At 45.3% G+C, this 6,869-nt stretch carries 8 protein-coding genes; 6 read left to right on the plus strand and 2 right to left on the minus strand.

What is annotated here, in order from left to right; translation table 11 throughout:
- A partial coding sequence (locus AQR02_RS34045) for an ROK family protein (protein WP_245237320.1) occupies nucleotides 1–605 on the minus strand: 605 nt, incomplete at its 3' end.
- Between the two features lie 276 nt (nucleotides 606–881).
- Between AQR02_RS34045 and AQR02_RS10920 the strand changes: the two genes are divergently transcribed.
- The 3 genes from AQR02_RS10920 (at nucleotide 882) to AQR02_RS10930 (ending at nucleotide 3,859) form a co-directional block, all read left to right on the plus strand.
- Nucleotides 882–1,472, plus strand: a complete 591-nt coding sequence (locus AQR02_RS10920) for a YdeI/OmpD-associated family protein (RefSeq protein WP_054940580.1) — start codon at nucleotides 882–884, stop codon at nucleotides 1,470–1,472.
- 134 nt (nucleotides 1,473–1,606) lie between these two features.
- Nucleotides 1,607–2,158 carry a hypothetical protein gene (locus AQR02_RS10925; protein ID WP_245237321.1) on the plus strand — a complete coding sequence of 184 codons (552 nt, stop codon included), beginning with the start codon at nucleotides 1,607–1,609 and terminating at the stop codon, nucleotides 2,156–2,158.
- 78 nt (nucleotides 2,159–2,236) lie between these two features.
- Complete coding sequence (locus AQR02_RS10930) at nucleotides 2,237–3,859, plus strand: cellulase family glycosylhydrolase (RefSeq protein WP_054940582.1); 1,623 nt, start codon at nucleotides 2,237–2,239, stop codon at nucleotides 3,857–3,859.
- Between the two features lie 52 nt (nucleotides 3,860–3,911).
- Here AQR02_RS10930 and AQR02_RS10935 read toward each other — a convergent pair whose 3' ends face one another.
- Complete coding sequence (locus tag AQR02_RS10935) at nucleotides 3,912–4,502, minus strand: LysE family translocator (RefSeq protein WP_054940583.1); 591 nt, start codon at nucleotides 4,500–4,502, stop codon at nucleotides 3,912–3,914.
- Nucleotides 4,503–4,638: 136 nt separating this feature from the next.
- Here AQR02_RS10935 and AQR02_RS10940 point away from each other — a divergent pair, with 136 nt between their 5' ends.
- The 3 genes from AQR02_RS10940 to AQR02_RS34050 all read left to right on the plus strand — a co-directional run.
- On the plus strand, nucleotides 4,639–5,520 hold the full coding sequence (locus AQR02_RS10940) for a LysR family transcriptional regulator (RefSeq protein ID WP_054940584.1): 882 nt from the start codon (nucleotides 4,639–4,641) through the stop codon (nucleotides 5,518–5,520).
- 242 nt (nucleotides 5,521–5,762) lie between these two features.
- Nucleotides 5,763–6,533, plus strand: a complete 771-nt coding sequence (locus tag AQR02_RS10945) for an amino acid ABC transporter substrate-binding protein (protein WP_054940585.1) — start codon at nucleotides 5,763–5,765, stop codon at nucleotides 6,531–6,533.
- Nucleotides 6,534–6,562: 29 nt separating this feature from the next.
- Nucleotides 6,563–6,869 (plus strand): ABC transporter permease subunit (locus tag AQR02_RS34050; RefSeq protein WP_245237323.1); only part of this gene is annotated, 307 nt, incomplete at its 3' end.

The raw sequence follows: 6,869 nt of genomic DNA on the forward strand, positions 1-6,869 counted from the left end.
CGGAGCGCCCAATGTTCACCGATTAATGCAGTATTTGCGCCATTATCCAGTTTCGCCGGAATGCCCAGCCTTGCCGTAAGCATGTCGCAGATCGGAACGTTCTTCCAGTGAGGAGAGGGGAAAAGCTCCGGTTCAAGAATGACCCCTTTTCTGCGGTCCAGAGGACCGACCGCACCAATCCCTATGCCGAGGACTTGATCCGCAGAGATCCCTTCCTTCGCTAGAAAGTCAGCGGCAGAAGTTTCAACATAATCAGTCAAACGCTCAGGTGTCATCTGCGCATCCATTTCCCAGCGGATCACAGATAGTGTATTAAGATGCAGATCATAGAGGCCGAGTTTAGAATAAATGCGTGATATTTCTAGTCCCAGCAGGTAGCGGTATTTCGGGCGCGTCTGGAACAACACCGGCTTTCTTCCCCCGGTAGAGCTGCCGAGTCCGGATGCGATAATCAGGCCTTGAGAAGTCATCTCTTCAAGTAAACGTGTCATGCTGCTGCTGGCCAATGCAAAATGTTGCAGCAGATCGGCTTTGGAAACCGTCCCGAGATAGGAAATCCGGTTGTATACCTGTTTTTTTATCGAAGGAGTGGAATGAGTAATCATATGTATTTTCTCCATTTCCAAGTGAAAGAGTCGGGTTATTTCAAGTATACCGGGACACTCTGGTTATTTCCAGTTTTATATCTTGGGGATCTTCAGGACGCCGTATTAGCAGGAAAAGGCTGCAGACCCTTTAATAGGATGTGCAGCCGTTTTTGCATATAGCGTTCAAGTGGACATTTATCAGATTATGTGATAAAAATGCAGTACAATTGAACCGGTGTAAGCTGCAGCATTTGCATACATACAATTATGATGAAAAAAGAAGGGTGCTCCTGGATGACAAAAGGTCTCAAGAATCCTAAAGTTGAGTTTTTTTTCAGTAAAGCCGAGAAGTGGAGTGAAGAATTTGCGAAGCTGAGATTGATTATGCTGGACTGTCAGCTGACCGAAGAATTGAAGTGGGGTGTACCTTGCTACACCTTTCAGAATGGAAACATTCTATTAATTCATGGATTTAAGGAATATTGCGCGGTTCTATTTGTAAAAGGGGCTTTACTGCGCGATGTCCACGGGATTCTAACTCAGCAAACGAAGAATGTACAGGCATCTCGTCAGATCCGGTTCAAGAGTGTTACAGAAATAACCGAGCTGGAGCCCCTGTTGAAAGAATATATTTACGAAGCGATAGAAGTAGAAACCGCCGGGCTGAAAGTGGAGTTTAAGGCTACAGAATCCGACATCCCTGAAGAACTTCAGTCTAGGTTTGCTGAACTCCCTGGCCTTCAGGCTGCTTTTGAAGCATTAACACCCGGCCGGCAACGGGCATATATTCTTTATTTCACAGTTCCTAAGCAATCCAAAACGCGTACAGCACGAGTCGAAAAATATACACCGCATATTCTGGACGGCAAAGGTCTAAACGATTAATTCGTCTTGGGGGGATTCAGTTGGTTTCTCGCATGATTTACCGGGGAATTTGGAACGAAGGGCAGCAAGCCGAAGGTGTTAACGCTTTAATAGAAGATATCGGAGTTAGACGGCTAGTACAGGAAGGTGTCCTAATGACAGCTGCAGCATTTTCTTGGAAGGATAATGTCTTTCTTTATTATGAATGCATAGGAGAACAGATCGTACCTGAGGCGTTAACCGGACCTGCAATAGAGTTCCTCTGTGACTGGAAAGGCGAGGCCGCCCCCCGCAAATGGATTCCAATGGTGGATGTTTTCCACTTCAATGAACCGGCTGGCTATGAGCATTGGCTGCGCAAGTCACCGGTGGAGCGGCGAGTCGGCAGGGTCGCCCATTTAAAGCGGGAGATGATGGCAAGCTACATCTATTATCATTTCCAGCTGCAGGAGGAACGGGCTTTCTCCGGTAATAAGTATGAAATGATTGCTATGCACGAGAATTTGCTGTTCGGCTATCAGGAGTTTCCTCTCGTCATTGAAGACCCTGTAATTCCTGGTCGGCTCAGTACAAAAGGAACCCCTGTACCCTGGGAGGATTCACGCATGGATCTCCATTTTCAGCCATGGGAGGATGACGGGTATTTGTATTTCAAGCCGGTCGAGATCATTTACGCCTATTCCATAGGCAGCATTAATGAAACCTGACAGCGCTATTCATGGACTATAGAAACTGTACATAATTGTAAACGCTTCAATTACAGCTGCGAAAGGGAGTCTGCACAGGTGAAGGACAAATTGAGCCAGTCGAGAGTCAACGGTTTTTTGCGGGCAAAGGATAGATCAATTGTGAACGGAGAGGGCGAAGATATTATTTTGTCCGGCTGGGGGCTCGGCAACTGGCTGCTTCCGGAAGGGTACATGTGGACGACAGACGGGAACAGCAGATTTGACAGACCCCAGAGAATCGAGGCTGTTATCCGCGAATTAACCGGTACGAAATATTCCGAGCAATTTTGGACCGCATTCAGAAATAACTATATCACCAGAGAAGATATCAGGATAATGGCTGAGCAGGGATATAACTCGATCCGGATTCCGTTCAACTGGCGTATTTTAATGGAGAATGAGCCAGGAATCACGTGGAAGGAAGAAGGCTTTCAGCTCATTGACCGCTGCTTGGACTGGTGCGAGGAATTTAAGCTCTATGCCTTTTTGGATTTGCATGGTGCGCCGGGCGGGCAGACAGGTCAGAACATCGACGACTCTATCGATGATGTGCCGAGGTTGTTTATAGATGAAGACAGCTGGAATAAGGGGATCGCCCTTTGGAAGCAGCTTGCAGACCGGTACAAGGACCGCTGGATTGTCGGCGGATACGACCTGCTTAACGAACCGATCAAAACACCCACACCAGGGAAAGACTTTGAATATTTAGTTCCTAAGCTAGTGCAGTTTTATGAAGAAGCCATAGCAGCGATCCGGACGGTGGATACGAAGCATATGCTGTCGATTGAAGGGCATCACTGGGCAACGGACACCAGCATTTTCTTCAAAAAATATGACGACAACATGGTTGTGCATTTTCACAGATATGCCTGCTACCCGGAGATCAGCTCCTTTTATGAATTTCTGGAAGTATCCGAAAGACTGAATGCCCCACTGTGGTTAGGGGAAACAGGTGAGAATCTCAATGAATGGTACACAGCGCTCTATCCGCTCGCCGCGGAATTGAATATCGGTTATAATCTTTGGCCGTGGAAAAAAATGGACACTAGCAATTCGCCTTATTCGGTTAACCTGCCTGATGGCTGGGATCGAATCATGGAGTATACCAGAGGGGGAGTCCACCCGGGTTACGAACAGGCCAGCCGCATCTTCGATCAATATCTGGAGAACATGAAGATCGGAAACTGCAGGTATAATGCTGAAGTTACAAGTGCTGTGTTTCGAATTCCGGGATGTACCGTCCGGGCGACAGACTTCGATGAGCTTCCAGGGAAAGGAGTGGCCTATAGCGGACTGCGTACGGAAGGAAATCATTATAATTACCGGTCCCGGACAGAGATGCGTATTGTTGAGGACAGCAAATTAGAAGATCTACAGAAACGTTTCGTCTTCGACATTTTGTGGGACCGGTTTGTCCTTGAGCTGCAAGGCGGGGAATTCGCTGTATATACGATAAATGATACGACAGAGGACAGCAGTCTGTCATTTGTATATAGCGCTGATCAACCCGTCTCTGTAACGGTTCTCCAGGATGAGCGGGCGTTAGTCACACTGAACCTGCAGGCCAGTTTAGACAAACAAACTATAGCTCCGGTTTCCTTATCTGGCACCAGTACATCAAAGATCAAAATTAAGGTCAATGCTGGCCGTATGCTTTTAGAAAAAATTATTTTCCGGTAAGGTTCCGGTTAGAATTGCAGCTATATATTTCCATAAAATATTTAAAGTAAGACTACAAATGTGAAAATAGTAGATAAGCTGCTACAATAATTAATGAGCTCCCCATTACAATATTAAAAGCCTTCATGCCGTTTTTCACCTTCGTGAGAAATTGCAACTTGGATCCCAGCAGAGCCCAGGCAGCAAGTGACAGATAACATATGAAGAAATAAATACTTACAAAAATAACAAGCAATCCAAGCGATGAATTTAAACCAAACGAAGTTACACCGGAAAGACAAGCAATCCAAGCCTTGGGATTAAGCCATTGCATAAAAAAACCGTGACGATAACGCGGCAGCTGTTCCTCTTTGAGTTCGATCTCCGGACGGGAAACCATAATTTTATAGCCTATATAACTCATATATCCTGTCCCGGTATACCTTAGAACTTCGTAAAAGAAAGGGGCTTGTTCCACTAAATTGGATATTCCTAATCCCACTGCAGACAGTAAAAACGTAAATCCGAAGGTTGCTCCAGATACTAAAGGAAAAGAGCGCTTGAAGCCATAATTAACTCCGGCTGCAAGAATCGTCATGTTCACCGGGCCTGGAGAAATGGACATGGATAATGAGAATAAGCACATTGCAAGCAAAATTGTCATAAATACACACTCCTCTTACAGTGTTTCTGGAGTTACTATAGTCCATTAAACAACAAACCGTCCAATTTCAAGTTCTGATGTGTTCAATCAGAAAAACGGATGGTTCAGACAAATAGATCTAAGGGGGGATGGTACGTTGGAGCTATATCAATTGAAAACTTTTATAAAAATAGCCCAAACAGGCAACTTAACCGAGGCTGCAGCACAGCTAAATACTAGTCAGCCGGCAGTGAGTGCCCACCTCAAATCCTTAGAGAAGGACGTAGGGTTCTCTCTCTTTCATAGATCGTCCAAGGGGATGACAATCACTGAAAAAGGCTCACAGCTGATTGTAGAAGCGCAAAATATACTCTCTTCCATCGATAAATTTCATTATAAGGTGAATGAGCTAAATGAAAATTCAGTCGAACACATACGAATCGGTTTGAATACAGAGGGGCATATCCTTCGTATAGCGAAATTGATCAAGTACATTTCAGAATGCCTACCGAAGGTGGAACTGCATTTTATGGATCTTAAAAGTGAAGATTTCATCCGGGATCTGACCAGTTCCAAGATAAACGCAGGTTTTTACTATGGAAATATCGCACATCCCTCCGTTAACTCTATCAAACTCCACTCCTTCAGGATGTTTGTAGTGTATCCCAACAGCTGGGATGTGCCGGAAAATGGGTTGTCCCTTGAATATTTTAAGGATAAGCATTGGATCTGGACAACACAAAACTGCCCCTTTTATAAACAGTCCATCGACTATTTCCTGAAGCAAGATATCGTCCCACAGAGAATTATGTATGTAGATGATGAATCGTTGATTGGGAATTTGGTTCTACAGGAAATCGGTTGTTCATTACTGGCGGAGCCAATAGCCATGCGGTTTGCAGAAGACAATAGGCTGAAGGTATGGAAGGGCATTGATCTCCATATTGATCTGCATTTTGGTTATCCAGAAGATAAAAGAAGTGATCCGGTCCTGCTTGAAATAAGCTCAATAGTGGATAGAATCTGGAAGGAGTCCTAAAGAGCTTAGATACTTTCACGAGTAGTTATAGCTTCCGGTTAAATCTATAGATATTAAGTGAGGGCTAGGCGGCGTCTTACAGCTGCTTAGCTTTCTTTGTTAATCTACTTTCTATTGACACAAAAGTGTCTTTCTTCTCTATCGACGTAACTAACACGATATGTTATTATGATAAACTGATAACGTGTTACCGAACTAAAGCGTGAGACATCATTTGTAATTTTACTAGGGGGATTAGAAAGATGAAGAGACGGGGATTATGGGTACTATTGGCAGCGGCGGCAATTTCAGTGGTCGCAGGCTGCTCCAATTCAGGGGGTAATAACGGCAAGCTGGTGATCGGTATAGATGATAAGTTTGCTCCAATGGGCTTCCGGGATGACAACAATGAAATAGTCGGTTTCGATATCGATTATGCGAAAGCAGCTGCGGAGAAGATGGGTAAAGAGGTAACCTTCCAGCCGATTGACTGGTCAGCCAAGGAATCCGAACTGAACAGCGGACGAATTGATATGATTTGGAACGGTTATACAATCACTGATGAGCGCAAGGAGAAGGTATTATTCACCAAGCCCTATCTGGAGAACAGCCAGGTTGTAGTCGTGCTTGCGGATTCAGAGCTTGCGAAGCTGGATGATCTGGCCGGAAAAGAAATCGGACTCCAAAGTCTTTCGTCTGCTGCAGATGCGCTGGATGCCAGCCCGCTTAAGGCCAAGATTGCTGGTGTATCCGAATTCCCGGACAATGTACTTGCACTGACGGACCTGAAATCCAAACGCCTGGATGGTGTGGTGATTGATGAAGTGGTGGCCAAATATTATATGTCAAAAGAAACGGATACTTACAAACTGCTGGATGAATCCCTTGCCCCTGAGCAATACGGCATCGGAATTAAGAAAGGTAATGAGGCATTGCTGACTGAGCTGCAAAAAGCACTAGATGAACTAAGCAGTGACGGAACGGCGGCTGAAATTTCCACAAAGTGGTTTGGCGAGAATAAAGTACTGAACTAGATTGTTACCCTTAGGAGTCGGTTGAAGAAATGAATATCGATTATATTATCAAGATCGCCGGGCCGATGCTGGAGGGTGCGCGGACAACGGCCCTGCTGTTCTTGATTGTCATTGTATTATCCATCCCGCTCGGAATGCTGGTCACACTATTGGCCAAAAGCCGGGTTAAACCGCTGGCCTGGATTGCGCATACCTATGTTTACGTCATGCGCGGAACGCCGCTTTTGCTGCAGCTGCTGTTCTTCTGCTTCGGCTTGCCGCAGATTCCCGTAATCGGACAGTATCTGGTTATGGACCGCTTCGCTGCAGCCTGTCTCGGCTTTATACTTAATTATG

It is taken from the genome of Paenibacillus ihuae (assembly GCF_001368795.1).
Classification (GTDB): Bacteria; Bacillota; Bacilli; order Paenibacillales; family Paenibacillaceae; genus Paenibacillus_AQ; species Paenibacillus_AQ ihuae.

Excerpts from the sequence above, each read along its gene's own strand:
- AQR02_RS10945 (WP_054940585.1), top strand. The coding sequence starts at position 5,763 with ATGAAGAGACGGGGATTATGGGTACTATTGGCAGCGGCGGCAATTTCA.
- AQR02_RS10935 (WP_054940583.1), bottom strand. The coding sequence starts at position 4,502 with ATGACAATTTTGCTTGCAATGTGCTTATTCTCATTATCCATGTCCATT.
- AQR02_RS10925 (WP_245237321.1), top strand. The coding sequence starts at position 1,607 with ATGACAGCTGCAGCATTTTCTTGGAAGGATAATGTCTTTCTTTATTAT.
- AQR02_RS10920 (WP_054940580.1), top strand. The coding sequence starts at position 882 with ATGACAAAAGGTCTCAAGAATCCTAAAGTTGAGTTTTTTTTCAGTAAA.